At 47.6% G+C, this 25,971-nt stretch carries 26 protein-coding genes and 1 tRNA gene; 14 read left to right on the top strand and 13 right to left on the bottom strand.

The window, feature by feature from the left end; translation table 11 throughout:
* Positions 1–31: 31 nt before the first annotated feature.
* Positions 32–1,027: a flagellar motor switch protein FliM gene (gene fliM, locus V3O24_RS03710; RefSeq protein ID WP_104424745.1), complete on the bottom strand. Its 996-nt coding sequence runs from the start codon at positions 1,025–1,027 to the stop codon at positions 32–34.
* A 3-nt stretch (positions 1,028–1,030) separates the two neighbouring features.
* A complete protein-coding gene (locus tag V3O24_RS03705; protein ID WP_331306268.1) occupies positions 1,031–1,528 on the bottom strand; it encodes a flagellar basal body-associated FliL family protein in 498 nt (165 codons plus the stop codon).
* Positions 1,529–1,660: 132 nt separating this feature from the next.
* Between V3O24_RS03705 and V3O24_RS03700 the strand changes: the two genes are divergently transcribed.
* Positions 1,661–2,605, top strand: coding sequence for an Hpt domain-containing protein (locus tag V3O24_RS03700; protein ID WP_331306267.1), 945 nt, complete (start codon positions 1,661–1,663; stop codon positions 2,603–2,605).
* A 51-nt stretch (positions 2,606–2,656) separates the two neighbouring features.
* Here the strand turns inward: V3O24_RS03700 and V3O24_RS03695 are convergent, their stop codons facing one another.
* From V3O24_RS03695 to adk, 3 genes are all read right to left on the bottom strand, one after another.
* Positions 2,657–5,635: a FimV/HubP family polar landmark protein gene (locus V3O24_RS03695; RefSeq protein ID WP_331306266.1), complete on the bottom strand. Its 2,979-nt coding sequence runs from the start codon at positions 5,633–5,635 to the stop codon at positions 2,657–2,659.
* Between the two features lie 54 nt (positions 5,636–5,689).
* Positions 5,690–6,712, bottom strand: a complete 1,023-nt coding sequence (locus tag V3O24_RS03690; RefSeq protein WP_331306265.1) for an aspartate-semialdehyde dehydrogenase — start codon at positions 6,710–6,712, stop codon at positions 5,690–5,692.
* A gap of 124 nt (positions 6,713–6,836) precedes the next feature.
* Positions 6,837–7,475 (bottom strand): adenylate kinase, encoded by a 639-nt coding sequence (adk, locus tag V3O24_RS03685; RefSeq protein WP_104424750.1) that lies wholly within the window; start codon positions 7,473–7,475, stop codon positions 6,837–6,839.
* Positions 7,476–7,675: 200 nt separating this feature from the next.
* On the opposite strand from adk, the gene V3O24_RS03680 reads away from it, so the two are divergent.
* Positions 7,676–8,152: a CBS domain-containing protein gene (locus V3O24_RS03680; RefSeq protein WP_104424751.1), complete on the top strand. Its 477-nt coding sequence runs from the start codon at positions 7,676–7,678 to the stop codon at positions 8,150–8,152.
* 71 nt (positions 8,153–8,223) lie between these two features.
* Positions 8,224–8,790 carry a DUF1415 domain-containing protein gene (locus V3O24_RS03675; protein WP_104424752.1) on the top strand — a complete coding sequence of 189 codons (567 nt, stop codon included), beginning with the start codon at positions 8,224–8,226 and terminating at the stop codon, positions 8,788–8,790.
* A 1-nt stretch (position 8,791) separates the two neighbouring features.
* Here the strand turns inward: V3O24_RS03675 and V3O24_RS03670 are convergent, their stop codons facing one another.
* Positions 8,792–9,214 carry a lysozyme inhibitor LprI family protein gene (locus V3O24_RS03670; RefSeq protein ID WP_331306264.1) on the bottom strand — a complete coding sequence of 141 codons (423 nt, stop codon included), beginning with the start codon at positions 9,212–9,214 and terminating at the stop codon, positions 8,792–8,794.
* A gap of 4 nt (positions 9,215–9,218) precedes the next feature.
* Complete coding sequence (locus tag V3O24_RS03665; RefSeq protein ID WP_331306263.1) at positions 9,219–10,031, bottom strand: hypothetical protein; 813 nt, start codon at positions 10,029–10,031, stop codon at positions 9,219–9,221.
* Positions 10,032–10,151: 120 nt separating this feature from the next.
* On the opposite strand from V3O24_RS03665, the gene V3O24_RS03660 reads away from it, so the two are divergent.
* Positions 10,152–10,451, top strand: a complete 300-nt coding sequence (locus tag V3O24_RS03660; protein ID WP_331306262.1) for a DUF2288 domain-containing protein — start codon at positions 10,152–10,154, stop codon at positions 10,449–10,451.
* A gap of 101 nt (positions 10,452–10,552) precedes the next feature.
* A complete protein-coding gene (locus V3O24_RS03655; RefSeq protein WP_331306261.1) occupies positions 10,553–10,990 on the top strand; it encodes an NUDIX hydrolase in 438 nt (145 codons plus the stop codon).
* A 162-nt stretch (positions 10,991–11,152) separates the two neighbouring features.
* Here V3O24_RS03655 and gcvP read toward each other — a convergent pair whose 3' ends face one another.
* Positions 11,153–14,050: an aminomethyl-transferring glycine dehydrogenase gene (gene gcvP / locus V3O24_RS03650; protein WP_331306260.1), complete on the bottom strand. Its 2,898-nt coding sequence runs from the start codon at positions 14,048–14,050 to the stop codon at positions 11,153–11,155.
* Positions 14,051–14,247: 197 nt separating this feature from the next.
* Positions 14,248–15,351: a glycine cleavage system aminomethyltransferase GcvT gene (gene gcvT, locus V3O24_RS03645; protein ID WP_331306259.1), complete on the bottom strand. Its 1,104-nt coding sequence runs from the start codon at positions 15,349–15,351 to the stop codon at positions 14,248–14,250.
* Positions 15,352–15,595: 244 nt separating this feature from the next.
* Between gcvT and ychF the strand changes: the two genes are divergently transcribed.
* A complete protein-coding gene (gene ychF, locus V3O24_RS03640) occupies positions 15,596–16,687 on the top strand; it encodes a redox-regulated ATPase YchF (RefSeq protein WP_331306258.1) in 1,092 nt (363 codons plus the stop codon).
* A gap of 53 nt (positions 16,688–16,740) precedes the next feature.
* Positions 16,741–16,817: transfer RNA gene (locus V3O24_RS03635), tRNA-Met, on the top strand.
* Between the two features lie 173 nt (positions 16,818–16,990).
* Here V3O24_RS03635 and V3O24_RS03630 read toward each other — a convergent pair.
* From V3O24_RS03630 to V3O24_RS03615, 4 genes are all read right to left on the bottom strand, one after another.
* On the bottom strand, positions 16,991–17,518 hold the full coding sequence (locus V3O24_RS03630; RefSeq protein WP_331306257.1) for a GNAT family N-acetyltransferase: 528 nt from the start codon (positions 17,516–17,518) through the stop codon (positions 16,991–16,993).
* Positions 17,511–17,693, bottom strand: coding sequence for a hypothetical protein (locus V3O24_RS03625; RefSeq protein ID WP_331306256.1), 183 nt, complete (start codon positions 17,691–17,693; stop codon positions 17,511–17,513). Before V3O24_RS03625 ends, V3O24_RS03630 begins: the two co-directional genes overlap by 8 nt.
* A 128-nt stretch (positions 17,694–17,821) precedes the next feature.
* Positions 17,822–18,172, bottom strand: coding sequence for a hypothetical protein (locus V3O24_RS03620; protein WP_331306255.1), 351 nt, complete (start codon positions 18,170–18,172; stop codon positions 17,822–17,824).
* A gap of 337 nt (positions 18,173–18,509) precedes the next feature.
* Positions 18,510–19,649: a transposase gene (locus tag V3O24_RS03615; protein WP_331306254.1), complete on the bottom strand. Its 1,140-nt coding sequence runs from the start codon at positions 19,647–19,649 to the stop codon at positions 18,510–18,512.
* A 365-nt stretch (positions 19,650–20,014) separates the two neighbouring features.
* Between V3O24_RS03615 and V3O24_RS03610 the strand changes: the two genes are divergently transcribed.
* The 7 genes from V3O24_RS03610 (at position 20,015) to V3O24_RS03580 (ending at position 25,692) form a co-directional block, all read left to right on the top strand.
* Positions 20,015–20,767, top strand: coding sequence for a DUF2971 domain-containing protein (locus V3O24_RS03610; RefSeq protein WP_331306253.1), 753 nt, complete (start codon positions 20,015–20,017; stop codon positions 20,765–20,767).
* Positions 20,768–20,916: 149 nt separating this feature from the next.
* Complete coding sequence (locus tag V3O24_RS03605) at positions 20,917–21,300, top strand: restriction endonuclease (RefSeq protein ID WP_331306252.1); 384 nt, start codon at positions 20,917–20,919, stop codon at positions 21,298–21,300.
* On the top strand, positions 21,276–22,136 hold the full coding sequence (locus V3O24_RS03600; protein ID WP_331306292.1) for a DEAD/DEAH box helicase family protein: 861 nt from the start codon (positions 21,276–21,278) through the stop codon (positions 22,134–22,136). Before V3O24_RS03605 ends, V3O24_RS03600 begins: the two co-directional genes overlap by 25 nt.
* Before the next feature lie 57 nt (positions 22,137–22,193).
* Positions 22,194–23,567 (top strand): Helicase associated domain protein, encoded by a 1,374-nt coding sequence (locus V3O24_RS03595; RefSeq protein WP_331306251.1) that lies wholly within the window; start codon positions 22,194–22,196, stop codon positions 23,565–23,567.
* Positions 23,501–24,460, top strand: a complete 960-nt coding sequence (locus tag V3O24_RS03590; protein ID WP_331306250.1) for a helicase associated domain-containing protein — start codon at positions 23,501–23,503, stop codon at positions 24,458–24,460. Before V3O24_RS03595 ends, V3O24_RS03590 begins: the two co-directional genes overlap by 67 nt.
* A 154-nt stretch (positions 24,461–24,614) precedes the next feature.
* Entirely contained in the window at positions 24,615–24,833 is a 219-nt protein-coding gene (locus V3O24_RS03585) for a hypothetical protein (protein WP_331306249.1), read from the top strand.
* Between the two features lie 169 nt (positions 24,834–25,002).
* Complete coding sequence (locus V3O24_RS03580; protein ID WP_331306248.1) at positions 25,003–25,692, top strand: hypothetical protein; 690 nt, start codon at positions 25,003–25,005, stop codon at positions 25,690–25,692.
* Positions 25,693–25,971: the final 279 nt, after the last annotated feature.

The raw sequence follows: 25,971 nt of genomic DNA, 5'->3' as shown, positions 1-25,971 counted from the left end.
ACCATCAAACCCCGGCGTGCATCGGGTTGATTCAAGATCTTACCTTATCAATAATCTGTATTGCATAATTGCCGTCCGATATACCGACCTTGCCTTCAAAAACGGGAATTCCTTCCGCTTTCAGAGTCACCGTTTCCGGCATATCGATAGGTATTACATCGCCTTTTTTTAACCGCATAACGTCTCTTATGGTCATGTTTTTTTCGACCAGAAGACTGTTTATACTCACTTCCGCTCTCAGCACTTCGCCGCGCAAAGCAGCCTGCCAGCTGCCGTCAACCTCGCCACTGTCGCTACTGATGGCATCCAGCAATTCCCGGATCGGTTCCAGCATCGCATAAGGCATAGCAATGTTGACATCGCCGCCTCCGCCTTCCAACTCGACATGAATAGTGGAAATTACAATAATCTCACCAGGGCCGATAATATTGGCAAACCGCGGATTGATTTCTGCGCCCACATATTCAAAATCGAGCTCCATAACCGGCTTCCAGGCTTCCTTCAAGTCTTTGAAAATCATATCAATGATAATTCTGACCACACGCATCTCGGTCGGCGTAAACTCCCTGCCTTCGGTCTGGTTATAAAATTGTCCTGCGCCGCCAAAAAAATTGTCCACCACCGTAAAAACCAGTCGCGGATCGATGACGATCAACGCCTTGCCGCGCAAGGGGTTAAACCGGACAATCGTCAGATTGGTGGGAACCAGCAACCCTTGTATATATTCGGAAAACTTTTGAACCTGAATGCCCGATATAAAAATTTCCGCCGAACGGCGCAAGAAATTAAATAATGAAATACGGATAAACCTGGCAAACCGTTCGTTAACCATTTCCAAGGTCGGCATACGCCCGCGAACAATTCTTTCCTGGCTGGCAAAGTCATATTCCCTGACAACGCCTTTTTCATGAAATTCTTCGTCATCCGCTTCAGAATAAAACTCGGACTCATCCTCTGTTTCGATGTCTCCGTCGCTGACACCGTTCAGCAGCGCATCAATTTCCGCCTGTGAGAGTAAATCACTCATAAGTTATTTCATTACAAACGAAGTAAAAAATATTTCATCAACCTTGCCCTTCCCTGACATTTTTACTAAAACGGCGGTCACATCATCTAATATGGCTTTACGCAACATCTCTTTGCCTTCAGCGGTATTTAGCACACTGCTGTCCTGCGCGCCAACCAACATCAACAAATTGTTTTGTATCATGGGTTCATTTTTCTTCAGAACATCAATAGTTTCGGCGCCTTCAACCAACATGGAAACCGTAATCCTCCCATGTTTGACTGCTGAACCGGAGGGAAAATCAACAATAATGGGCTTACTCATATCAAAATAGAGCTTTTCTGGATGAACTGCGGCCCCGTCTTCATGTGCAACTTTTTCCCCTTTAGACGAATCCCCTTTCATAAGAAAGAAAGTGACACCGCCCCCGGCAATCAATAAAACCAATGCGGCGGCAATTATAATGATAAGTTTTTTAGGAGATTTCTTTTCCTCTCCGTCTTCTTGCTCAAGTTCAGCCATGTTGCAACCCCTCCGATTTTAATCCATAAATACGCAATTTAAAGACCATAAAACAATAACACATATATAAACAATTATTTATATTGCAACTTCAATCTGCTCATCCCTGCGCTAACATTAATTAACAGTTGAATGCTATCATGGATCCACATCAGAAAACCAAATCATACAAGAAAAAAGATCCTTTTAAAAGAACAGGATAGGAATGCTTGTAAATGTCAACAATTAACTACATTCAGCGTCACCTATAAGTATCGAATAGTTAAGCAAATAAATTCAGCAAGAGGCACAATCTTAAAATATGAAAGCGTCATAAAACCGACACCTCTATCAGGAAACATAAAAATGCCTTTAAAAACCAAGCAGCCTGGACAATTTATTGCCTTGCTAACCGGCGACACGGTCCGCTCGCCATCAAAACGCCACAATCAAAACATTATTGTCGCCAACGAACATGATGACATTTTAAGACTCATTGCAACGACTCAATTCGACCTGATACTGCTGGACTTGACTGTAAATGGCCACTCCAGGCAGTCTGAGCTTATCGATTACCTCAAAGATCCACTCGGTATAAACAGCAAGACACCGATCATAGCTATCATTGATCGGAAGGAAAAGCCCCAAAACGAGAAGCAATATCCAGTGGAGTTTGATGATTGGCTGATTAAACCGATAACGGAAGAACGACTTAACGAGATCCTGGATATTTGGCAAACAAAGGCTTCGGTTTTTAATTATACCCAAATAATCCTGGGCAAAACCAAAAACAACCCTCATCTTGCTTTAACCATTTTTGAAAAACTGTTCGAGGAATTACCGCTACAACTTATTCAAATTAAAGATGCACTGGAAAACAGTCAATATGATCTTGCCCGGGAAGTTACCCATAAACTGAACGGATCTGTAAGTTTTTGCGGCTTACTCGAGATTCGACAGCCGGCAAACGATCTGGAAATCCGCCTGTTAAACAACAATTATGCCGACACTCATCAGCACTTTTTAACGCTGCAGCAATGCATCTTAAATTTCACTCGCCACCAAAAAGCCATCCTGAGTATTCTCGGCCAATCCTAGTCCCACAAAAAAAGCCCTTCTAGGGCTTTTTTTGTGGGAAACAAAATCCAACTAATCCAACTCGTCAAGTAATCCTTGGGCCGTCTTTTTCTGTTCGGCCGTGCCCCGCTCAAGCACTTCTCTGGCAACATCTTTGGCGGCATCCGCATCCCCCATATCGATATACGCTTTAGCCAAGTCCAGTTTGGTTTCCAACTCGTCCATATCGGTAAGATCGGAAACGCCAAAGGCGTCATATTGATTGGAATCCTTCCCTTTTGTTGTTAGAGGCAGGTCCAAGTCAAAATCAAAGTCAAAGCCGCCCACCCCTTCCAAATCATCATTAAAATCTAAGATTCTATCCGCATCAAAGTCAACATTCTTGCTGCTCTTATCGCCAGATTCCAAAGCACTGAAATCAAGGTCGTCGCTTTCATGATTGGGACTGAAATCAAACTCATACGATTCAAACGCCTGCTTCTTGTTGGCCGGGTTTGTTTCTACCGAGGTGATACCCGACAATCCACCGGATGCATTAATATCTTTATCGGTCTTCTCATCCGCTTCCTGAGCACCACTCGAAAATGAACTTAAATCAAAATCAATGCCGTCTATCTGCATGCTGGAAGCTGCGCCGCCCTTTTCCGCGTCATCCGCAGTTTCAGCGTCCGCCGAAAACAAGCTCAAATCAAAATCGAGATCGTCTAACTGCGAACCGAAAGCCGTGTCGTCCTTTTCCGCTTCATCCGCCGCTTTAACGTCCGTCGAAAACGAACTCAAATCAAAGTCGAGGCCGTCTAACTGCGAACTGAAAGCCGTGTCGTCCTTTTCCGCTTCATCCGCAGTTTCAACGTCAGCGCTCGTCGAAAACGAATTTAAGTCAAAATCAATATTTTCTACCTGCGCTACTGAAGAGGCATTCGATTGCGGGGCAGAAGCGATGACGCCCTTTTCCGCTTCATCTGTTTCTTTAAGACCCGCCAAAAACAAACTTGAATCAAAATCTATGCCGTCATTATTTTTCTGATCGTCAACAAAAGAATCATGTTTAACTCGGTCAACATCGACTGCTTCCTTAACAACATTCTCATTGACTAACGTCTCAAAAGAAACCGCTCCCGTATTTGCAGCTTCCCTGTTGACGCCTTCGACAACGATACTTCCATCGCCATGCTCAAGGTCCGCATCGCCAGCCACCGCAAATAGATCGTCACCGGAAGAAAACAATGGCGAATCAGGACAAATATCACGCCCCATTTCGGTCGCTTGCTCCCAAAACTCGGCCTCATTTCGTTTGCCCGCCTCCGCCAGTTCATTGGCGTAGGCGTCAAAAGCGGCTTTGTCTTCGTTGGCGTAAAAAATCTCCAGTAACTTCAGCTTACATTCATCACGATTCGGCTGATCTTTAATCGCCTGACGTATCAATTCCTCAGCTTGCTGATAACGGCCATAAGCAAGATACACATCAGCTTCGGATATAGGATCGATTTCCCCCTGGTCGGTGTCGAATGAATCAAAATCACTCGGTGTAAATTCGTTTAAGAAAGAACTTTCCCCGACGGTACCCGCATTATGAACCACACCCTCTTCGACAACCGGTGCAGTAAGAGGCTCATCGACTTCAGGCATTTTAATCAGAGTGGAGGCAAACATACTCTCGGTATTCGTTTCCTCATCGACCTTACGTTTTCGCCACCAAAGCCAGCCAAGCAGCGTTAAAACTATCGCTCCGGCGCCGCCCATGCCCAACGAGTAGAAGTCAGATGAGCTGTCCACTCCCGGTTGGGCCGCCTGTTGCGTTTGTTGCGTTTGCTCAGCGGGTTTAGGAACCGCTTGTTGGGAAGCGACCGCAGCTTGATCTACAGGTTTGGCTACCGCCTCGGCAGGCACTACCCGCTCTTGAACAACAGGATTTGCCTGAACTTGGACTTGGTTCTGCAAAGCCGCCAGCTGTTGATCTTTTAATGCAATCAACTCCTGCATCATCACCAGTTGTTTTTCCAGCGCTGCTATCTTGCTTTGTATCTCACTATCTGCCGGTGCGGTTTCACTCGCACCTTCAGCCTTACCACTAACTACTTTCGACGCATCGGCTGTTTTCTTTTCGGCGCTTACCTGCTCATTCACCGGCGCGACAACGGCATGGTCAGCGACCACCGCTTTGGCCGGGGCAACCAGCTTTAACTGATTATCGACAATCTCTTCGGCTTTGCTCTGGACGCGCTCTTCGACTTGACTCGAGACCGGCTTTTTCTTTGCCGTTTCCGCCTGGGCTGGAACCGAGCGAGTTTTCCAGGCTCTCGTATGTCGGTTGAACTCCTCTAATGCCTGGTTTCGCGATAATTTTAGAACGGCCTCTCTTTCAGGAATCTTGAGCATTTTTCCAGTGGTCAATGCATAAACATTCCCCTTATAGAAGGCATGAGGATTAGCTTCAAAAATCGCCATCATCATTTGTTCCACAGAAACGTCGCTCTGTCCTCTTGCGCGTTCGGCCACGCTCCAAAGCGTATCGTTTCCAAGTGTAGGGCCATATTCTCCGTCACTACTTTGCCCATTTGTATACGCTTGCCGTTGAGGCGCGGCAACCGGCGTTTGCGCATAGCTGTCAATATTGGTTGAAATGGGACTGCTTGCCTGGTTATAAACTGATGGAGGGTCCACCAATACGGTAAATTCACGGTACAAACTGCCTTTGGGCCAGCTGACTTCGAGCAGGAAATCCAAAAAAGGTTCTTTTAACGCTTCCTTCGAAGTCAGCTTAATGACTGCCGAGCCATTAGAACGAGTAACCGTTTCGAATTTAATTTTCGACAGGAAATAGTTCCATGATACTCCCGCCTCACTAAATTTTTCAGGTGGAGCCAAATTGACCTTGATGTCGGATACGTTTTCGCCGGACAGTGATAACGAAATTTCAGCATCCAGATTTTGATTAAGAGCCGAATGTAACTTAATATCGCCAATCCCTAACGAATGGCCGCTAACAGGCGCCAGCAAAGACACAACTGCTAACGTTTTAGTTAACAGTCGCACCTTGCCTTTCTTCACAATAGTTCCCACAATCTCTTACCGCGTCCAGTCAAATATGTAGACAAGCTTAGCCTAGATGTATTTTTTTACTAGCACTTCCGCTATTTGCACACTGTTAAGCGCGGCGCCTTTCCGAACATTGTCGCCCACCACCCATAAATCTATGCCTCGGGGATGCGATATGTCTTCCCGGATACGCCCTACAAACACATCGTCGTTGCCTGACGACTCGGTCACAGCCGTCGGATAGCCGCCATCCTTGCGCTCGTCCATCAGCGTCACACCGGGCGCTTGCCCAAGCAAAGCCCTGACTGTAGCCACATCAATTTTTTTACGGGTCTCGATATGCACGGCCTCGGAGTGCCCGTAAAAAACCGGCACCCGTACTGCGGTCGCATTAACCAACACGCTGTCATCACCCAAGATCTTTTGGGTTTCCCAAACCATTTTCATTTCTTCTTTGGTATAACCGTTATCCATGAACACATCGATCTGCGGCAATACATTAAAAGCGATCTGTTTAGGATAGACGTTGGTGATAATGGGCTGCATATTAAGCAGACTGGTCGTTTGCTTAACCAACTCTTCTATCGCTTCCTTACCCGTACCCGAAACGGCCTGATAGGTGCAGACATTGATTCGCTCAATCCCGACTGCATCGTATATGGGCTTTAACGCCACCAGCATCTGGATAGTTGAGCAATTCGGATTGGCGATGATGCCGCGATTTTTATAATCGGCGATTTTTTCAGAATTGACCTCCGGCACCACCAACGGAATATCATCGTCATAGCGAAACTGCGAAGTGTTATCGATAACAACGCAGCCGGCCGCGGCAGCCTTGGGCGCATATTCCGCCGAAACGGATGCTCCCGGCGAAAACAAACCGATTTGCGCCTTTGAAAAATCAAACGTAGCCAAATCCTGTACGACTAAAGAGCCGCCTTTAAAAGGGATTCTTTTACCGACTGAATTGCTGCTGGCCAGGGCATACACCTCGCCGACAGGGAAGTCGCGCTCTTCCAGAATAGACAGCATGGCCTCGCCTACCGCACCGGTCGCGCCAACCACCGCAACATTATATAACTTGGTCATCTTAGCCACCCTTCCGTACAACGAAATAACTATCAGCCGGTAAAACTGCAACTTTCTTTATCATGAATTTTAAAAACCTGTAATCCTGAAATTTAAACGCCTTTGGGAGAGGAATCAAAAACCATCATCCCAGAACGGCAAAAACTTTTTTGGTGATTTCATCGACACTGCCGACACCCGTTATCGAACTGAACTTCACCTTTTGTCCCGGCGCCGAATAAAACCCTACCAACGGCTTAGTCTGCTCATGATAAACACTGAGCCGTTTACGCACGGTTTCTTCTTTATCATCATCGCGCTGAATCAACGGCTCGCCAGTAACGTCATCGACGCCTTCAGCTTTAGGCGGATTAAAATCGACATGATAGGTGCGGCCGGATTGCAAATGCACTCTTCTGCCCGCCATCCGTTTTACAATTTCCTCATCCTCGACGACGATTTCAATAACCGTATCGATGATAACGCCCATTTCGTTCAGGCCTTCAGCCTGGGCAATCGTGCGGGGAAAGCCGTCCAGCAAAAAGCCGTTGGCGCAATCGGCTTGGGCAATGCGTTCCTTAATCAATCCTAAAATAATGTCATCGGAAACCAGGCCGCCGGCATCCATCACTTTTTTTGCTTCAATGCCCAACGGCGTTCCTTCCCGCACTGCGGCGCGCAACATATCACCCGTTGAAATTTGCGGAATAGCGTACTTTTCAGTAATAAATTGAGCTTGAGTTCCTTTGCCGGAACCGGGGCTTCCTAACAGGATGACGCGCATAACTAACTCCATTGTGTGTGTCGCTAAGACAGATTTAGACTCTAAATAACACTCGTGCAGATCGATTCAACATACTCAGACCTGCAAAAACCAAACAAAACCGTGACCGATTATTTTATAACACATCAAATTTTATCTCTTGTAAAAATACGTTTATTTCCCTATTCTTACTCAGTTTTTTACAATCATGGAGAATAATAATGCGTGTTGAAGATTTAATGACTTCAAAAGTATTTACAGTCGAGCAACACGATTTGATTGATCGTGTCTTTTTCTTAATTCATTACGAAAGAATCCGCCACTTACCCGTCGTTGAAAAAGGCAAAGTTATCGGCATTGTATCGGACCGGGACCTATACAAAGCACTCGGACCTAAAAGCAACTCTAACGCAATTGAAGCGGCAACCGGCACAGGCGCGACAGAACTGCATGTAGTACCGAAAAAAGTACAACATATCATGCACCGCGGCGTGATAACCGTTACCCCTGAAACTTACGCATCGGAAGCGGCGGCAAAAATGGCCGACAATAAAATCGGTGCATTACCTGTCGTCGATAAAGACAACAAGCTGCTCGGCATTTTATCGTCCACCGACATACTCCGGGTTTTTTCAAAGATCGAAAAAGCCAGCGAAGAAAGAGAGAAAAGAATCGTAGCCGGCACCAGTCATAAATAAAATAATATAGACTTGCGCCCTTCAAAAGCCCCCATACAACGGGGCTTTTTTGTTTTAACCGGCAACCGACCATGACCGATAAAACCCCTCCAGACCAAAACGTTATAACCGCGACACAAGCCTGGTTAAAATCCGTCATCATTGAATACGGCATCTGCCCGTTCGCACAGCGCGAACTGGAACGAGGCAGTGTTTATTTCAGCGTCAATCACGATACGAAAATAGAGCCATGCCTGCTACACCTGATGCTTGAATGCGATAGACTGGATGCGGAACCCGGCATTGAAACCACGCTACTGATTTATGCCGATGCCTTTGCAGAATTTGACGACTACCTGGATTTCCTTGAAATCGCCGAGTCCCTGTTGGCTGAACAGGGCTATGAAGGCGTCTACCAGCTGGCGAGCTTCCATCCCGATTACTGTTTTCAAGGCGCGGAAGCGGACGATGCGGCAAATTACACCAACCGCTCACCTTATCCCATGCTGCATCTGCTGCGGGAAACCAGCATAGCTCAGGCCGTAGCCAGCCACCCCGACCCGGAAAGCATCCCGCAACACAATATTGAGTTAACCCGAAAATTAGGCTTGTCCAAAATGCAAGCCTTATTAGCGGCATGTTTTCCGGTTGACCGATAACTCAATCTTGGGGTTTTAAAGCCTCCAACTCCTTAGCCCGCGCCGCAGTAGCGGACATGAAACAGTCATTGGCATTGACCCTGGCTATCGTTCCCCCTTCGGGATCATAATAAAAGTCGCAGTTAGCCTTTCTGTATTTAATCCATAACCGTTGGGCTTCCTGCAACTGCTTCTTACGTTCAGCAGAAAGTCCGGCCATAATATCCCTGTAAGCGTTATTCAACCTGAGGTCCTGCCGCTCCGTTTCAGCGCCGATACACTCGACCATTGATTGGGTACCGCCACCGGCTTGATCCATGCAGTTTGAAAAGGTCTGACTTAGGCCGTCATCAGCCGCGAAAACCGGTTGAACGAATCCCGCCATCAACCCGGCAACCACCGCGTATTTAAAGCAAAACATCGCTATTTCTCTTCCTGCCGTCATACCACTATTTAACGCCTTCCGCTACGGCATCCGGTTCAGCCGCGTCTTCATCGGCTTGGGCTTTATGCTCAATAACGGCCTCGGGTTCGGCAACAACAGCGGCATTTTCCACAGAACCCTGCTCTATTTCGGCCTTTTTAGGCTCATCTGTGGCGCCAGATTCAGCGGCGCTTTCGGCAACCGCCTCGCTAATTTCGGCAGCAGGCTCGGGTTTTTTATTTAACGACTCTATAAAATCGGCAAACCAATCCTGGTCTTTAACGCGATTAAGGTCCGGGTCGGCAAGAATATCGGCGACAACCGGTAAATAACCCTTGTTTTTAGAAATTTCCAGCGCATTCAGGCAAGCCTCTTTTTCGCCCCGCAAACCATAAATACAAGCCACATTATAAGAAGCCGAACCGGCCTGAATCGCATTGGCCTTTTCAAAATAGTTTTTGGCTCTTTCGTATAGACTGTCATTGGGTTCAACCGCTTTAACGCGGGCCAATTCCATATAAGCCACACCGCCATCCAATGCCGCGCCAAGATAGGCGGGCTCAATAGTCAGGCAAAAAGAGAATTTGGCGATAGCATCCTGATAAAGACTGGCCGCCTGCTCGCGCGATTTGGTTCTCGCCTGATGCAGCAACGCAAGCCCCCAATTATATAAGGCTTCGGCAATCAACGGCTCGTTAGCGACAACCTCGGCATAGTCCTGATAGACTTTTTTGAATAATTGGTCGGCCGTACCGCCTTCGCTGCTGCGTGCGTCCATCGTTTGCTTGATAGCGGCTTTCAACTTGGATTTCTTTGTTATTGACTCAAAAAACGACATGATTTATCTCTCTTGACTTAGTAATTTATAATCGCAGGCTATAGAATAACAGCTGAGCTGATAACGACACCATTCAAATGTGTAAATAACGCATTACCGACCGACAATAAAGAGAAAATCATGTACGAATCAAACGCTTGCGATCTTGCCAGAGAAAAAGTCAATCTGGAAACCTCACAAATCGCCTGGAAGGAATTGCAACGCTTTTTTGCAAGCGGCTCGGCGGTATTTGTCGCTCCGGCCCTGGATTTGGTCGAGGTGGCCTACCAGTTTTCGATCGACAATAAAGACCAAGTCGCATCATGGATGCAAAACAATCAGCTTGCCCCGGTCTCCGATCAACAGGCCATTGCCTGGCTTGAGGAAGATGCCGATGTATGGGCTGTTGTAGTGAAACCCTGGATACTGGTTCAGAAGTAAACGACCCGCCGCGCGAATCGGTGCGAAAAGCCCGCAAGATAGCTCCACATTCAGCTCCGCCAGAAATTTCAACCACTCACCCACGGCTTTCAGGAGATAACATGCCAAAACCCGTCACCCCTTTATTGGCGGCCGATATTTTAATCGAGCTGACCGACCAACCCGAGCGGCCCTTTGTGCTGATCGAACGCGCCTATCCGCCTTACGGCTGGGCCATACCGGGCGGCTTTGTCGATGTCGGCGAAACCGTAGAACATGCCGCGATTCGCGAAGCCAAGGAAGAAATCTGTTTGGATATTACCCTGACGGCTTTGCTCGGCCTCTACTCCAATCCCGCACGCGATTCCCGCAACCATACGGTCACCGCCGTCTATATTGCCGAAGCGGCCGGAATGCCGCGGGCCGCCGACGATGCCAAAAATTTCGGTATTTTTACCTTCGACACTCTTCCGGTCGTGCTGGCATTCGACCATGCCCAGGTTGTCGAAGATTACCGGAATTACCGGATGACAGGAAAAGTTACCCCCTTGCGGGTGTAATCGGGAGATAAATTATTCACCACGAACGACTTGCATGGATGCAGGAGGTGGAGCAACGCATGGAGCCGTTGTCGAAACACGAAGAACGCGAAGGAAAATAGAGTAAAAAACTTCGAGCTCTTCGTGTCTTCGTGGTGAATTTTTTAGTTTACATAACATCAGTTATTCATCATCCACCACCGGCGGCGGACAGCTGCAAAACACATGCCTGTCGCCGTAAACATTATCGATACGCCCGACCGGCGGCCAATATTTATCGTCATGCTGATCGTTATTTGGAAAAAAGGCTTGTTGCTTGGAGTAAGGCAGATTCCATTCTTCCAATAACAAGCGGTGGGTATGCGGCGCATGATGCAGCAGGTTGTTTTCCGCATCGGCTTCGCCGGTTTCTATGGCCCTGATTTCCTCGCGGATAGCGATCAGTGCCGCGCAGAATCTGTCGATCTCCGCCTTATCCTCGCTTTCCGTCGGTTCTATCATCAAGGTGTCGGCGACCGGAAACGACACCGTTGGCGCATGAAAACCGTAATCGATCAATCGCTTGGCGATGTCCTCCACGGTGACGTTGCAGGTCTTTTTAAACGCATGGCAATCGATAATACATTCATGCGCGACCCAGCCGTTTTTGCCGGTATATAAAACCGGGTAATACGGCGCCAACCGTTTGGCGATGTAGTTGGCGTTCAGGATCGCGGTCAAGGTTGCGCGTTTCAAGCCGGCTGCGCCCATCATTGCGATATAGGCCCAGGAAATAGTGTAGATGCTGGCCGAACCCCAAGGCGCGGCAGACACGGCGCCGATAGTGCCGTGCTCACCCTTCGCAGGATTAACGCCCTCGACGACCGGATGGTCGGGCAGGAAAGGGGCCAGGTGCGCCCCTACGCCTATCGGACCGACGCCGGGACCGCCGCCGCCATGCGGAATGCAGAAAGTTTTATGCAGATTAAGATGGGCGACGTCGGCGCCGATTTTGCCGGGACGACTCAAACCCACCAACGCATTGAAGTTGGCGCCATCCAGGTAAACCTGTCCGCCGTGCCGGTGGATCAGGTCGCAGATTTCCCGGAACGCCTGCTCGAACACGCCGTGCGTGGACGGATAGGTAATCATTAACGCGGCCAGGGTGTCGCGATATTCGGCGGTTTTCGCGCGCAAATCATCCAGACTGACGTTGCCGTTTTCGTCGCAGGCGACGACCACGACCTTAAGCCCCGCCATCGTCGCGCTGGCCGGATTGGTGCCGTGCGCGGACGCGGGTATCAGGCAGATGTTGCGCTGCGCCTGGCCCCTGACCTCATGATATTTGCGGATGACTAACAAGCCGGTGTATTCGCCCTGGGAACCGGCATTGGGTTGCAGCGAAAAAGCATCGAAACCGGTCAGGTCGCACAGCATATCTTCCAGCTCGGCAAACATTTGTTGGTAGCCGTGGGTTTGGTACTGCGGCGCGAACGGGTGCAATGCGTTAAATTCATAATAGGAAATGGTCTGCATTTCGGTCGCGGCGTTCAGCTTCATCGTGCATGAACCCAGAGGTATCATCGAGCGGTCCAGCGCTATATCGCGCCTGGCCAGACGGCGCATATAACGCATCATTTCGGTTTCGGAATGATAACGGTCGAAAACCGGATGTTGCAGGATTTGATCGTTCCGCAATAAGGCTTCAGGGATGCACTCGCCCAATGCGGCATCCAACACATTGATGTCCGGGAGATCGGCCGTGGCCGATGCAAACACCTGCCAGACATCCCTTAAGTTTTCCCGCGTGGTGGTTTCGTCCAGCGATATGCCGATATGATCCGCGTCGATAACACGCAGGTTGATATTGGCTTCCGTGGCTTGGGCGGCGATGCGTTTCGCCCGGTTCGGGGCGCTGATAACCAGGGTATCGAAATAACATTCGCTCAGCACCTGATGGCCCAGTTGGGTGATGCCCGCCGCCAGGATCTGCGTATAGCGATGCACCCGGCCGGCAATCAGGCGCAAGCCTTTTGCACCGTGATAAATCGCGTAAAATCCGGCTATTACGGCAAGCAGCACCTGGGAGGTGCAGATATTGCTGGTGGCCTTGTCCCGGCGGATATGTTGCTCGCGGGTTTGCAGCGCCATGCGCAACGCAATCTGTCCGTGACTGTCTTTGGACACGCCGATAATGCGTCCGGGAACCGAGCGCTTGTACTCGTCCTTGGTCGCAAAATACGCGGCATGCGGCCCGCCATACCCCATCGGCACGCCAAAGCGCTGGGAATTGCCGACGACGATATCGACGCCGAATTCGGCGGGCGGTTTAAGCAGCACCAGCGCCAGCAAATCCGCCGCGACCGTAACCAGCGCCGACTTGGCCTGGGCTATCGCGGTGACTTCCGTTAAATCTCTTATTTCGCCGGTGCAGCCGGGATATTGCAGCAGCAGCGCAAAAAAATCATGTTGCTCCAGCTCCCGGTAAGGATCGGCGACGATAACTTCATACCCGAGGGAACGGGCGCGGGTCTTGATCACCGCGATGGTCTGCGGGTGGCAGTCCCGGTCCACGAAGATACTGTTGGCCCGGCTCTTGGACAAGCGCCGCGACATGGACATGGCTTCCGCCGCCGCCGTGGCTTCATCGAGCAGCGAGGCGTTGGCAAGCGCCATGCCGGTCAAGTCGATAACGACTTGTTGAAAGTTAAGCAATGCTTCCAGCCGCCCCTGGCTGACTTCGGACTGATAAGGCGTATATGCCGTATACCAGGCGGGATTTTCCAGCACATTGCGCTTAATCACCGCCGGCATGACGGTGTCGTAATAGCCCATGCCTATCATCGAAGTGAACACATTATTGCGTTCGCGCATTTTGCGCAGATGCTTGATCACCGCGCGCTCGCTGACCGTTTCGGTCAACTTTAACGGCTCATGGTTCAGAATATCGGCCGGAATGGCCTGATCGATAATGTCTTCCAGATCATTTAAGCCCAGCTCCGCCAGCATCTCTTGGATTTGCTGCGAATTGGGACCGATGTGGCGGTTGATGAAATTACCGCGCATTTCCAATTGGGCCAGGCTGGGACGAAATGGGGTCATGATTTTTACCTACTCAGCAGTTTGGGAAACAGCATTGTCCACGAAAGACACGAAAAGCACGAAAAAAATCTGTTAGCGGGTGAGCATGTGCAACCCGGCATGAATGACGGCTTCTCACACCGCTTCAAGCCCCAATATAAAGCCTTTCCCCGGCCGCCATGTCGGTCGCCGTTATCCAGGTTCCATTGCGGAACCGGCTATGCTGGAACATCCCCATTCTTTCTGTAATAGCGATGAGGGACAAAAGGCAGCGGGGTCACGGCAACTTCAATCCGATGATCACGCACTTGAGCATATAACGGATTGCCCAAGTCAACGGTATACGGATCAAGCAGCGCCATAGCAACCGGATAGCCCAAGCTGGGAGAAAAACTGCCGCTGGTCACATAACCTACACCGATACCTTCGCTGTTACAAATGATACTGCCTTCCCGCACCGGTATTTTGCTATCGACCAGCAAACCCACGCGGATTTTTTCCGCGCCGTATTGCAATTGAGCCAGAATCTTGTCGGCCCCGGGAAATTGGTCATGGTTTTTTTTAAGCAGCCAGTGGAGACCCGCCTCTACCGGCGTAATCGATTCATCGATTTCGTGACCGTAAAGGCATAGCCCGGCTTCCAGGCGCAAGGTGTTTCTGGCGGCCAAGCCTATAGGCTCAACCTCGTCTTCGTCCAGCAGCAGGCGGGCAACCTGTTCGGCATAATGATTGCCTACCAGAATCTCAAAACCGTCCTCGCCGGTATAGCCGTTACGGCTGACGTTGCATTTTATGCCGTCGATGTAGGCGCCGCAGGCCTGCATAAAGGAAAGTTCAGCGACTTGTGCGGAAAATTTTTTCATGACTGCTGCGGCGGCAGGTCCTTGCAAGGCAAATAAAGACTGCCCTGTCAATTCGTTAAAACAACACCGGCCGGATAAATGGCTGTAAAAATACTTAAAGACTTTGTCTTTACTAGCGGCATTTACAATAATCATCAAGCCCGAATCGATACGGGTAATGACGATATCATCGATAATCCCGCCATCGCTGTTGGTTAATACCGTATATTTCTGCTCTCCGGCTTTAAGCCCGGCAATGTCGCTGACTATCAGTTGGCCAATTTCATGAACCGCCTCGTCGCCCAGAATCAGGCACTGTCCCATGTGAGAAATATCGAAAAAACCGGCATGGCTGCGGCAGTGCAGGTGTTCGTGCAGCGTGCCTTTACCGTATTGCATAGGCATAAGGTAACCGGCAAACGGCGCCATTTTGGCGCCCAACTCAAGATGAAGATTGTAAAGCGACGTCTTTTTCAGCATGTAGTTTTTATCTTGGCGTGTAAGCAATATGCTCTAGTGTAGCCATTTGTTTGATGATTTGCCACGAGCAGCGCAACGAACGCGAAGAAAAAACCTGACGGCTGCGATGAACTCCAGCACAAGCTCCCACCCCGTCATTTGTTTTAGTTTTTTAGATTAAAGCCATAGCTTGTATAATCCCCGCTTTGTTTCGGCTTGATCATCTTGCCGCACTCACTTCTTATCTAATACCTCAGAGAACCCTATGGCGCTGTATTGTGGAATCGTCGGTTTACCCAATGTCGGGAAATCGACCTTATTTAATGCATTAACCCGTGCGAAAATCGCGGCCGAAAACTACCCTTTCTGTACAATCGACCCCAATGTAGGCGTGGTTCCGGTACCCGACACCCGGATGGATAAGCTTGCGGAAATTGTAAAACCCGAGCGTGTGCTGCCGACAACGATTGAGTTTGTCGACATCGCCGGTCTAGTTGCGGGCGCGTCAAAAGGCGAAGGCTTGGGCAACCAGTTTTTAGCCAATATTCGTGAAACCGATGCGATAGCCCATGTTGTGCGCTGCTTTCAGGATGACAACGTGATCCATGTCGCCGGAAAAATCGATCCCCTCTCCGACATCGAAGTCATTAATACCGAATTGGCCCTGGCCGACATGGCTTCCGTTGAAAAAGCCCTGTTGCGCGCCAGCAAAGCCGCCAGAACCGGCAACAAAGACGAACAGGCAAAAAAAGACGTGTTGGAAAAAGTCTTCAAGCACCTGGACGCAGGAGAACCCGCGCGAACATTGCCGTTAACCGACGATGAAAAAGCCCTGTTTAAAGACCTGTGTCTGATGACGCTCAAACCCGCCATGTACATCGCCAATGTTCAGGATGACGGCTTTGAAAACAACCCGTTATTGGATAAAGTGCAGGCCTTGGCCGACAAGGAAGGCGCGATGGTAGTGCCTATCTGCGCCGCGATAGAAGCCGAAATAGCCCAACTGGATGAAGACGAAAAGAAAGAATTTCTTGATGATTTGGGGCTGGAAGAGCCCGGTTTGAACCGTGTCGTAAGAGCCGGATACAAACTGCTGAATCTCGCCACCTATTTCACTGCGGGCGTAAAAGAAGTCAGGGCATGGACCATTCCGGTCGGCGCAACCGCCCCCCAGGCGGCCGGAGTGATTCACAGCGATTTTGAAAAAGGCTTTATCCGCGCCGAAGTCATCGCCTATCAGGATTTCATCGACTATAAAGGCGAACAGGGCGCCAAAGACGCCGGAAAATGGCGGCTTGAGGGCAAAGATTACATCGTCAAAGACGGCGACGTCGTGCATTTCCGATTCAACGTTTGACAAAGGAAGAGCGGGTATTTATAATTCCCGCTCTTCAAAAGGCCCGCCCAAATGGCGATATAGCTCAGCTGGTTAGAGCACGGGATTCATAACCCCGGGGTCGGTGGTTCAATTCCACCTATCGCCACCATACAAATCAAGCGCTTAGGTTAAAACCAAGTGCTTTTTTTATGCCTAAAATTCTCCACGTTGCACTCGCGTTGCAGTTGAAAATAAAAAGCCATAATAAACCGCAACGATTGCCAACAATTTAGGCACAAAAAAGCCGGTGTTACCCGGCAATATACCCAAGTGGCAATAGCGCTAAACCAAACCCACTAAATCCAAAAACATCAAATGATGTTCAGTTGACTGATTGCCTTCGGAATCCAGTAAAACAAACCCTTGTTTTTCGTAAAAGCTGACAGCTTCACTTTTGGCATCGGTCACAACAAAACGACAGCCAACATTTTCGGCTACCCGGTCTTGTATCAACGCAACGGCATAATCAACCAGCGTCGAACCAATACCGCTGTTTCTGTACCGGTTATCGACCGCCAACCGTGCAATTTTGACAGCGGGTAAAAACTCGTAATTGTTTGCATGGCTACAGTCGGCCAAGTCATAGCCGTTTTGTAAGTCTATCTCACTACAGGTCAACGTCACGAAACCGATAATGGTTTTATCGCCGGTCACTGCAACATAGGTTTGCGCGATACTGGATTGCTGAAATTGTTTGGCTTGTTTTTGCAGGAAGGTTTTTAGCGGCAAGAATGATTGATTGCCAATCTTGAAGTTTTGGACGGTATCGGATGCCTCGAGTTTGCGAATGTAATAATCTGAATCAAGCATTACGTTTCAGTTTAAACGCTTCGCCCTTTTTGATTTTCTCGCTGATTTCACGTCCACGCGCCAACGCCGCCAACGCCAAAGGGTTAGCTTTATCTTCGTTCATGTGCTGGACAAACCGCGCCGCATCTTTGCCGCTTAACTCGACTCGACCAAATGTACTGCTTTTGATTGCCATAGGATTCATGCCCCTACTTAATGAATTACTTAGAGGTATTGTATTATAAACAATGACAAATAAGTACAGTCCGCCACAATAAAAAGCCGGTAACCCGAAAGCTACCGGCCTTGATTGGTCAAAATTGCTTATGCCAGCTCGGTTGGTTCGGCTTCATTATCTGCGACATGCTGCGCCACCAGTAGAAGCCGCGCTGTTGCTGCCAGAGTCAATTCAATACTGTTTTTGAGATGCTGCTCATATTCACCTATCTGCTCTATCATGGAAAAGTATGCATCTGCCGTCTCATCCTCGGCTAACATTGATGTCAGGTTATCAACAAGATTTTGCCCACTTTGGGTTAGCACCATCATCGTAATACGGCGATTTTCGCCCCATGTGGTGTTATATTCCCCTTCGGCTTTAAAGACTTGTGCCTTAGTAAAAACAGGATCGAAATTAATATTAAATTGGTTTTCAGCTCTATCTACTATGCTCATAATTACACCTGTCCTTTGGCTATGTCGGCGTCGCAATAGGCGCTGACGGTGGATTTTATGTCGTCAATCTCTTGTATTACTGAATCAATAGCCATACAGAAAACGGCATCAGAAGGACGCCCAATAACATCAGGGTGCTGAAAATGCCAGAAAAGCAGATTTAAGACTCCACTAGCTCTATCGGTCATTAAGCCGATGTTATCCACTAGGAGTTTGTCGGATTAATAGAGCCAACCAACTCGCCTAATCAAGTTTAAAACTCAAAAAAGTTGTTTGTTACAATTTTTCATGTTCCCGGTTCTGTTTTACGAACCGACCGAGGCTACTTTTCTCGCTATTACCCTCTTAATACATGCATTCTTTTCAAATTCCAGCCGATACAGACTAAATTCCATTCACTTTGGACGGATCCCAGACCTCGAAGATGGAATTGCCTGAATCCCTGAACGTGTTTAATGATGCCGAACACGGTTTCGACGGTAGATTTACGCTTGCTGTAAAGTGCTTTGCCCGTTTTAGTGGCTAATCGATGAGTCATGGCTTCCAGTGGCAGCAAGGTGGTCTCGTCTATTTCCGGCTTGTGCTGATGTCGGGCTTCAAGCGACTGATTATGGCTTTGCCGCTTTTGAGCAATGTACGGCTTTATCTTTGCATCAGCACAAGCATTTACATTGTCTTGGCTGAAGTAACCCGTGTCGGCTAACAGGTTTTCAACGGTTCCCAGGCATTCCGGGAGCTGCCCCAGTTTGGCTAACGCCGGTTCGATTTCTTGTTTGTCGTTGGTGTGCTGAGTAACGTGATGACCAACGATCAGGTGGGTGGCAATATCAACGCTGGCTTGGGCGTTATAGGCTTGTTCAAAACCATTAGGGGTCGGCATGATGCGGGACTCTTCATCGGTTAAGCTGACTTGATCTTTGGCTTGGGGCGCATCGGTAGGCGCTTGGGGGGCTTTGCCGCCCATTTTCTTGCCGGTTTCACTGAGGTGTTGTTCACGCTTGGCCAGCTTTTCGTCATACTCGGCTTTTTCTTGCGCGTAGCGCACCTTGGCACGGGCCTGGATTTCCTGCTTAGCTTTGGCAATTACCACTAATCGGTCTTGGCGGCGCTTAAGTTCCTTGGGCACATCCATGTCTTCGGGAAGCGGCGTGTTATCGGCAGCTTCCGCCAGCTTCATCAAGGTTTCAACTTCCTGCTTAAATTGAGCTTCCAGTTGATTGGCGTAATCCCAGCTCAAGGCTTTATGTTTGCTGGCATTGGCTTTAATTTTGGTGCCGTCCAGGCTCACTGTGCCCAGCTTAAGCAGACCCAAGGTTTGTGCAAGCACCAATATCTCGACAAACAGGCCTTCTATCTCTTTACCAAAGCGCTTACGAAAGCTGTTAATAGTGTCGTGATCTGGGTTTTCGTTGGCGCAGAGGTATTTACAGGCCATCGAATCATGAGTGGCTTTCTCCAATGCAAAATTGTATTGCACTTGCACACCCAATTGCATAGCAATTGCACACCCGCGACCTTTCAAGTTGAACACCGCAAACAATTATTTGCACACATTAACATTTAGCTGGCTTATAGCAGATAGTGCAGTCATTCATGGTGCTGCTCACGAAATGGAAGGTAGTACGTTGTAAAAAGCGTGGAAAATTTGCTCGTTTTGTCAGAAAAGAGCATTAAAAATTCACCAGCAGTCTTTGTTGTCATATCGATATTAAAGGTGCATTTCAACGCGGAGCGTGAGAATGTACAAATTTTGCCTATCTTATTATGTTAGGGCACACTGTGCGGAACCATTAAACAACTGAAGGGATGCAGAGTGCACCCTGCTGCACACGGGCGACCTATATGAACCATGTCTACAAATACTTGCCGCCAGATCGGGTTACATACCTTGATGATGAGTTGTTACGATACACGCAGCCTGCGGCGCTGAACGATCCATTTGAATGCCTACCTGTTATCACTCACCGTCAGGCAATTGATGTATTTAAATCAGACCTCGGGAGTCATGAAGAAAATTTATTGTTAGCGGAGAAACGACAGATCATCGAGGGCATCGAAGGTAATCCAGTTGTGGTTCACAACTACCTACAGAAGAATATAGGGGAGCGGTTCAATTTAGACATTGGCATCTTCTCGGTATCCAGTCGTTGGAATAGCGTTTTGATGTGGTCACACTATGCAGCGTCACATGCCGGGTTCTGTGTGGGGTTCCTGCGCACAGCGCCAGTGTTCATGTCACTCCAGAATGAGAGCTTGCTTCGTCCAGTGAGTTACTCTTCAGAGCGTGCTTCATTGTCAACTAAATCCAGTCAGTCTATCGATGAGGAGGTTCTCTACACAAAGTCAATCGATTGGTCTTATGAAAAAGAAGAGCGCGCAATTGGGAGATTGAAATCTGAAAATTTACACCCCACCATACCAGACTGTTATCTAAGCAAGGTTCCGCATGATGCCATCGGCGAGCTAATTGTTGGGGTCAATACGGGCTCCGAACTCAAGGCTAAAGTAGTAAGCTTGGCACGGCGTCTGGGTTGTCCCGTCTATCGCACCATCATTTCTGAACGGACGTTTGATGTCGAACGTGAAATTTTATAAGTTTGTAGTTGCGATTAGATCAGCGCACATATAGCGCCACTTCGTCTGTTCTGAGAAACCTCCACACGGTACCGTTTCCAATATTTCCAGCGAACAACCCAAAGGATGGTTTATCATCAACCGATAATAAAACCAATAAACTCTAATCAGTGGCTACTTTTCTCGAACTCTACCAAAGCTTGGACGATGACCCTTTAAAGCGGGGCAAGCAATTTGAACGATTTACTAAATGGTTCCTCAAAAATGATCCCGAATGGTCAACTCAGGTTGATCAAATCTGGCTATGGGAAGAATACCCCAAGCGCTGGGGTATCGATTGCGGTGTCGACCTTGTTTTCCAGCATAAGAATGGCGAAACGTGGGCGGTACAGGCTAAGTGTTACTCACATAAGCATGACATTACCAAACACGATGTAGACAAGTTTCTCAGCGAGTCTAACCGCATGGGCATCGACAAGCGCCTGCTGATAGCCACCACTGACCGGATCGGCAAGAATGCAATACAGGTCTGCGAAGCCAGGAAAAAACGGTAGTCAGATTCCTGCTCTCAGACTTCGAACATTCAGAGCTTGAATACCCATCACGTTACAAAGACCTCCATAGCGGTAAGCGCAAAGAACCTCCCAAGCCGCGCCCACACCAGCTTGAGGCAATCGCCACGGTAGCTGATAATTTTCAAAATGCCGAACGTGGTCAACTGATCATGGCGTGTGGAACAGGCAAAACGTTCACCACGCTTTGGATCAAAGAAGAACTTGCGTCCAAACGGACATTGGTACTGTTGCCATCATTAAGCCTGTTGTCACAAACCCTCAGGGAATGGACATTTGCCGCAACTCAGCCATTCGATGTGCTTTGTGTATGCTCAGACGAAACCGTTGGAAAACGAGGCGAGGATGAAGCCATTCATTCGGTTTCCGACTTGGCTTTTCCTGTCACTTCAGATGTAGAGGAAATCAGGCGATTCATAAAAGGGGATGGAGCGAAGGTCATCTTCTCCACCTACCAATCCTCGCCAATAGTAGCCGATGCGCAAGCCGGTGACTCCACTCTGGGATTTGATCTGGTGGTCGCCGATGAAGCCCACCGTTGCACCGGCAAAGTCACCAGTGCATTCTCCACCGTATTGGACAACAACCGCATCATCGCCACCAAACGCCTATTCGCAACCGCTACGCCACGTACCTATACCGCCTCGGTAAAGAAAACCGCCGAAGATCGCGGCATTGAAGTGGCTTGCATGGATGATGAAGCCGTGTTCGGTAAGGTGCTGTATTCGCTACCTTTTGGTGAAGCTATTAGGCTTGAGCTGCTTACCGATTACCGGATCGTGATTATTGGCGTAGATAGTCCGATGATTGCCGAATGAATTAAAAATAGAGAATTCATTAAAACCGACTCCGGTATTGAAAACGATGCAGAATCCTTGGCCGCCCAGATTGGTCTGCTCAAGGCCATCAAGGATTACGATCTCAAACGGGTCATCAGTTTCCACAGCCGTGTCAGTCGGGCGGAATCATTCAAAAATGACGTACATCAGGTGCTCGAATGGATCGACGAAGAGCATCGCCCCAGCGGTGAGCTGTGGACTGACTTTGTGTCTGGAGCAATGCCAACGGATAGAAGACGGCAGAAACTGGATTACCTGAAAGGCTTGGATGACAACCAAAGAGGACTGCTCTCCAATGCCCGGTGCCTGTCCGAAGGGGTGGATGTTCCCTCATTAGATGGTGTTGCCTTCATTGATCCAAAAAACAGTCAGGTGGACATTGTTCAGGCAGTGGGTCGTGCCATTCGCTTAAGTGATGACAAAAAGTTTGGAACCATTGTTATACCGGTGTTTATTGAACAGGGCGACAACGCAGTAGCCTCAATTGAAGCCAGTAACTTTAAACCTGTCTGGGAGGTACTGAATGCATTCAAATCACATGATGAAGTCTTATCGCAGCAACTGGATACGCTACGTACCGAGCTAGGCAGAAAGCCAGGGTCGAAGGTCAATCAACTAGATCTATCAAAAATCACCATTGATCTACCAGCCTCTGTAGACAGGGATTTTGGTGATTCGCTGCGTACCTATTTGGTTGAGCAGAGTACTGTTCCATGGAATTTCTGGTATGGGTTGATGGAGAATTATGCACAAAACCACGGCAATATAAAGATTCCGCAAAGGCATATCACCGCAGATGGCTTCAGTCTTGGGACGTGGGTTTCTACCCAGCGCCAAAGCAAATCCAAAAAACTCCTTAGTCAGGATCGTGTAGAACGTCTTGAGGCACTTGCTGGATGGTCTTGGGATCCGATTACGGAACAATGGGAAGAAGCATTCGAACAGCTTCAGTCCTATGTGAAACTGCATGGCAATGCAAGAATTTCAGCCAATTATGTAACTCCTGATGGTTTCAATCTTGGATCGTGGATTACTACCCAGCGCCAAAACAAATCCAAGAATCTTACTAGCTTAGATCGGATAGAACGTTTTGAAGCCATCTACGGATGGTCTTGGGATCTCCTTACAGAAAAATGGGAAGAAGCATTTGAACAGCTTCAGTCCTATGTGAAGCTAAACGGTGATGCAAAGATTCCCGGTCTTTATGTCACCTCGGATGGCCTCAAACTTGGATCGTGGACAGCCACTCAACGTAAAAACAAATCGAAAAACCTTCTTAGCCAAGATCGAATAGAACGCCTTGAAGCTCTCTCTGGGTGGGCTTGGAATCCCTATGCGGAACAATGGGAAGAAGGGTTCGAACCCAGCGTTATAACAAATCCAAAAATCTCCTTAGCCAAGATTATGTAGAGCGTCTTGAAGCACTTGCTGAATGGTCTTGGGATCCGGTTACGGAACAATGGGAAGAAGCATTCGAACAGCTTCAGTCCTATGTAAAACTGCATGGTAATGCAAGAATTTCAGCCAATTATGTAACTCCTGATGGTTTCAATCTTGGAACGTGGATTACTACCCAGCGCCAAAACAAATCCAAGAACCTCCTTAGCCAAGATCGGATAGAACGTTTTGAAGCTCTCTCTGGATGGTCTTGGGATAGACTTGAACAATGGGAGGAAGGGTTCGAACAGCTTCAGTCCTATGTAAAACTGTATGGCAATGCAAGGGTTTCCGTCACTTATGTTACTCCTGATGGTTTTAATCTTGGAACGTGGATTACTACCCAGCGCCAAAACAAATCCAAGAACCTCCTTACCCAAGATCGGATAGAACGTTTTGAAGCTCTCTCTGGATGGTCTTGGGTTCTCCTTACGGAAAAATGGGAAGAAGCATTCGAACAACTTCAGTTCTATGTGAAGCTAAACGGTGATGCAAGGGTTCCTGCTCTTTATGTCACCCTGGATGGCCTCAAACTTGGGAGGTGGGTTACTACCCAGCGCCAAAACAAATCCAAGAACCTCCTTAGTCAAGATCGGATAGAACGTTTTGAAGCTCTCTCTGGATGGTCTTGGGATTTGATTACGGAAAAATGGGAAGAAGCATTTGAACAACTTCAGTCCTATGTGAAGCTAAACGGTGATGCAAGGGTTCCAGCTACACATATTGCCTCTGATGAACTCAATCTTGGAACTTGGGTTCGTATCCAACGCCAGAACAAATCCAAGAACCTCCTTAGTCAAGATCGGATAGAACGCCTTGAAGCTCTTTCAGGTTGGGTATGGTCATTTAAAAAAGAAAGTAAATAATTTCCAACTACCTAGCTTTTTAAGCTTGTGTTCTATTTCAATAATTACAAATTGATATGGAATTTACAAAGTACAATTTACTTAATACCATCAATCAGATATGATTTTTCAGAACCCTAAATCGGAGGGCCAATTACACTAAGGAAATATAAAAATGTCTACTGAAGAAAATAACCTAGAAGTTGAAAAAATACTCGAAAATTTTTTTCTGGGTAATGACCCCAGAAATTGTGACGAGAAAATAATGCTTAATAAGCTTAACAAGTATTTCGGCAAAGTAAAAACGAACAACCCTAATTTACTTAGGAGTTTACAAAATGGACTTGAAATAGGGTATGGGTATTCAATGAACGACGAATGGCTGATTACTTAATCCAAACCTTTATCTGGTATTTTTTTGCTAGTTCCCAAGCTCCAAGCTTGGGAATTCGGTATTGGAAGCTCTAGCTTCCCGTCTCGCGAAGCTAGAGCTTCGCCTTCTGGAGTCCATTCGGGTCAGACTCTTTTAGACCGTTTTTTTTGATAAAAAGGCATTACTTTAAATGAACAAGAAAAATTTTGCTCCAACTCCAATTTCATCTGCAAATCTCCTTACAGAAATGATTAAGCTCCATACTACAGGCAGGCTTGAAGAGTTTCGACGATTTACTTGTGAAATCGAGTCAAAATTTAATTCTGATAAAAATGATTTACATGAATACTGCATCAAGGCAGCTGAAGGAATTTCTGATGAGGAAGTAATGGAAATACAAAGATACTTTTCCGATGAACACTATATGATTGAAGAAATATATATTGGCATGTACAGAAAATCTACTTTGGTTTCCATTTATTCTTTTGTAGAAAATTCATTAAACGATTTATGTAAGCATTTAAACAAAAAAAATAGTTATCCTATAACGCTAGATGACCTCAAGGGAGAGGGCATAGAAAGAGCAAAGAGTTACCTGGAGAAATTGGCTAAAGTAGATTTTCAAGTTCTAAATGGTGAGTGGTGTCATTTGCAGGATCTAAATAAGATTCGTAACTGTATTGTTCATTGTGAAGGCGATATAAAGTCTCTTAAAAGTGATTCACAGATAAAAAAGATAAACAATATTGTGGCGCAAACCACCAGCTTATCTCTTAAAAACGAAAGAAACCTATCGATAGAAAGGGAGTATGTTGATTTTTGTATTACAAAAACAGAAAGATTTCTTGAAAAACTTTATCAGGAAGTATTTGCTGACTGAATACATAACAAGCAATTGAAAAAAGCCCCTGCATAATGCGTCCTGGCCGGGCGTGGACGGATAGTTGACGCTGGCAATATTACGCTAGATAGTCACTCCTGAAAAACCCTCTATCCAATTGAAATATTTAATTAATATCTACTTTTAAGCCCATCTTTTTGACCGGAAATGCTAAAATATGCCCCTGTTTTCCGGTCGAAAGGGTGAAAAATGTTGATTACTTCCAGTACAGGTCATCAGACCAATTTATTCGGCACCGATCTGCTGCAACAACTCGAT

Source organism: Methylobacter sp. Wu8 (assembly GCF_036440755.1).
GTDB lineage: Bacteria > Pseudomonadota > Gammaproteobacteria > Methylococcales > Methylomonadaceae > Methylobacter_A > Methylobacter_A tundripaludum_A.
The sequence above is the reverse complement of the archived record's forward strand: the minus strand, read 5'-3'. Positions and strand labels throughout refer to the sequence as shown.

Coding starts and splice junctions, on each gene's coding strand:
- fliM (WP_104424745.1), bottom strand. CDS start 1,027: ATGAGTGATTTACTCTCACAGGCGGAAATTGATGCGCTGCTGAACGGT.
- V3O24_RS03705 (WP_331306268.1), bottom strand. CDS start 1,528: ATGGCTGAACTTGAGCAAGAAGACGGAGAGGAAAAGAAATCTCCTAAA.
- V3O24_RS03700 (WP_331306267.1), top strand. CDS start 1,661: ATGCTATCATGGATCCACATCAGAAAACCAAATCATACAAGAAAAAAG.
- V3O24_RS03690 (WP_331306265.1), bottom strand. CDS start 6,712: ATGACCAAGTTATATAATGTTGCGGTGGTTGGCGCGACCGGTGCGGTA.
- adk (WP_104424750.1), bottom strand. CDS start 7,475: ATGCGCGTCATCCTGTTAGGAAGCCCCGGTTCCGGCAAAGGAACTCAA.
- V3O24_RS03680 (WP_104424751.1), top strand. CDS start 7,676: ATGCGTGTTGAAGATTTAATGACTTCAAAAGTATTTACAGTCGAGCAA.
- V3O24_RS03675 (WP_104424752.1), top strand. CDS start 8,224: ATGACCGATAAAACCCCTCCAGACCAAAACGTTATAACCGCGACACAA.
- V3O24_RS03670 (WP_331306264.1), bottom strand. CDS start 9,214: ATGACGGCAGGAAGAGAAATAGCGATGTTTTGCTTTAAATACGCGGTG.
- V3O24_RS03665 (WP_331306263.1), bottom strand. CDS start 10,031: ATGTCGTTTTTTGAGTCAATAACAAAGAAATCCAAGTTGAAAGCCGCT.
- V3O24_RS03660 (WP_331306262.1), top strand. CDS start 10,152: ATGTACGAATCAAACGCTTGCGATCTTGCCAGAGAAAAAGTCAATCTG.
- V3O24_RS03655 (WP_331306261.1), top strand. CDS start 10,553: ATGCCAAAACCCGTCACCCCTTTATTGGCGGCCGATATTTTAATCGAG.
- gcvP (WP_331306260.1), bottom strand. CDS start 14,050: ATGACCCCATTTCGTCCCAGCCTGGCCCAATTGGAAATGCGCGGTAAT.
- gcvT (WP_331306259.1), bottom strand. CDS start 15,351: ATGCTGAAAAAGACGTCGCTTTACAATCTTCATCTTGAGTTGGGCGCC.
- ychF (WP_331306258.1), top strand. CDS start 15,596: ATGGCGCTGTATTGTGGAATCGTCGGTTTACCCAATGTCGGGAAATCG.
- V3O24_RS03630 (WP_331306257.1), bottom strand. CDS start 17,518: ATGCTTGATTCAGATTATTACATTCGCAAACTCGAGGCATCCGATACC.
- V3O24_RS03625 (WP_331306256.1), bottom strand. CDS start 17,693: ATGGCAATCAAAAGCAGTACATTTGGTCGAGTCGAGTTAAGCGGCAAA.
- V3O24_RS03620 (WP_331306255.1), bottom strand. CDS start 18,172: ATGAGCATAGTAGATAGAGCTGAAAACCAATTTAATATTAATTTCGAT.
- V3O24_RS03610 (WP_331306253.1), top strand. CDS start 20,015: ATGAACCATGTCTACAAATACTTGCCGCCAGATCGGGTTACATACCTT.
- V3O24_RS03590 (WP_331306250.1), top strand. CDS start 23,501: ATGGGAAGAAGGGTTCGAACCCAGCGTTATAACAAATCCAAAAATCTC.
- V3O24_RS03585 (WP_331306249.1), top strand. CDS start 24,615: ATGTCTACTGAAGAAAATAACCTAGAAGTTGAAAAAATACTCGAAAAT.
- V3O24_RS03580 (WP_331306248.1), top strand. CDS start 25,003: ATGAACAAGAAAAATTTTGCTCCAACTCCAATTTCATCTGCAAATCTC.